Here is a 1,689-nt window from a genome sequence, read left to right on the forward strand (position 1 = left end):
GGGCCCTTCTTGTCACATCTGAGGGAGCTTACTTCGCAAAACCTATCAAGGGAACAGTCAAAAACTCAGTGGGAGCTGGTGACTCTATGGTGGCTGGATTTACAGGTGAATTTGTCAAATCAAAAGACGCAATAGAAGCCTTCAAATGGGGAGTGGCTTGTGGAACAGCAACCACCTTCTCAGATGACTTGGCAACAGCGGACTTTATTAAAGAAACATATGAAAAAGTTGAGGTAGAAAAACGATGAAAATTCAAGACCTATTGAGAAAAGATGTTATGTTGCTGGATTTGCAGGCAACTGAAAAAACAGCAGTTATTGAAGAAATGATTAATAGTCTAGTAGAGCATGGCTATGTGACAGATTTTGAAACCTTTAAAGAAGGAATTTTAGCACGTGAAGCTCTAACTTCCACTGGTTTGGGTGACGGAATTGCTATGCCACACAGCAAGAACTCTGCTGTCAAAGAAGCAACGGTTCTCTTTGCTAAGTCAAACAAGGGTGTTGACTATGAAAGCTTGGATGGGCAACCAACAGACCTCTTCTTCATGATTGCAGCTCCAGAAGGTGCTAATGATACTCACTTGGCTGCCTTGGCAGAATTGTCTCAATACTTGATGAAAGACGGTTTTGCTGACAAACTTCGTCAAGTAACATCTGCAGATCAAGTTATCGAACTATTTAACCAAGCTTCAGAAAAAGCTGAGGAGCCTGTTCAAGCACCTGCCAATGAATCTGGCGACTTTATCGTAGCTGTTACAGCTTGTACGACAGGTATTGCCCACACATACATGGCCCAAGAAGCTCTTCAAAAAGTAGCTGCCGAAATGGGTGTTGGGATCAAGGTTGAAACAAACGGAGCTAGCGGTGTTGGGAACCAATTGACTGCAGAGGACATCCGCAAGGCTAAAGCTGTTATCATCGCAGCAGACAAGGCTGTTGAGATGGACCGCTTTGATGGAAAACCTTTGGTTAACCGTCCAGTTGCAGACGGTATCCGTAAGACTGAAGAATTGATCAACTTGGCTCTTTCAGGAGATGCTGAAGTTTATCGTGCTGCTAATGGAGCAAAAGCTGCAACGGCATCTAATGAAAAACAAAGTATCGGTGGTGCCTTCTACAAACACTTGATGAGTGGTGTATCCCAAATGTTGCCATTCGTTATTGGTGGTGGTATCATGATTGCCCTTGCCTTCTTAATCGACGGAGCTTTTGGTGTGCCACAAGATAGTCTTGGCAATCTCGGATCCTACCATGAGCTAGCTTCTATGTTCATGAAAATCGGTGGTGCAGCCTTTGGCTTGATGCTTCCAGTCTTTGCAGGTTATGTGGCCTACTCTATTGCTGAAAAACCAGGTTTGGTAGCTGGCTTTGTGGCTGGTGCTATTGCCAAAGAAGGTTTTGCCTTTGGTAAAATTCCTTATGCCGCAGGTGGTGAAGCAACTTCAACTCTTGCAGGTGTCTCTTCTGGTTTCCTAGGTGCCCTTGTTGGTGGATTTATCGCAGGTGCCTTGGTTCTTGCTATCAAGAAATACGTAAAAGTTCCTCGTTCACTTGAAGGGGCTAAGTCAATCCTTCTCTTGCCACTTCTTGGAACAATCTTGACTGGATTTGTTATGTTAGCTGTCAACATCCCAATGGCAGAAATCAACACTGCTATGAATAACTTCCTAGGCGGTCTTGGGGAGGT

The 1,689-nt window shown here is 44.3% G+C and carries 2 protein-coding genes; both read left to right on the forward strand.

What is annotated here, in order from left to right:
- Window positions 1–248 (forward strand): PfkB family carbohydrate kinase (locus SORDD27_RS09585; protein ID WP_231069264.1); only part of this gene is annotated, 248 nt, incomplete at its 5' end.
- Window positions 245–1,689, forward strand: a 1,445-nt coding sequence (locus tag SORDD27_RS02175) for a fructose-specific PTS transporter subunit EIIC (protein ID WP_081103328.1), incomplete at its 3' end; no start/stop codon positions are given. The genes SORDD27_RS09585 and SORDD27_RS02175, both read left to right, overlap by 4 nt.

Source organism: Streptococcus oralis (assembly GCF_001579025.1).
In the GTDB taxonomy this organism is placed as follows: Bacteria; Bacillota; Bacilli; order Lactobacillales; family Streptococcaceae; genus Streptococcus; species Streptococcus oralis_X.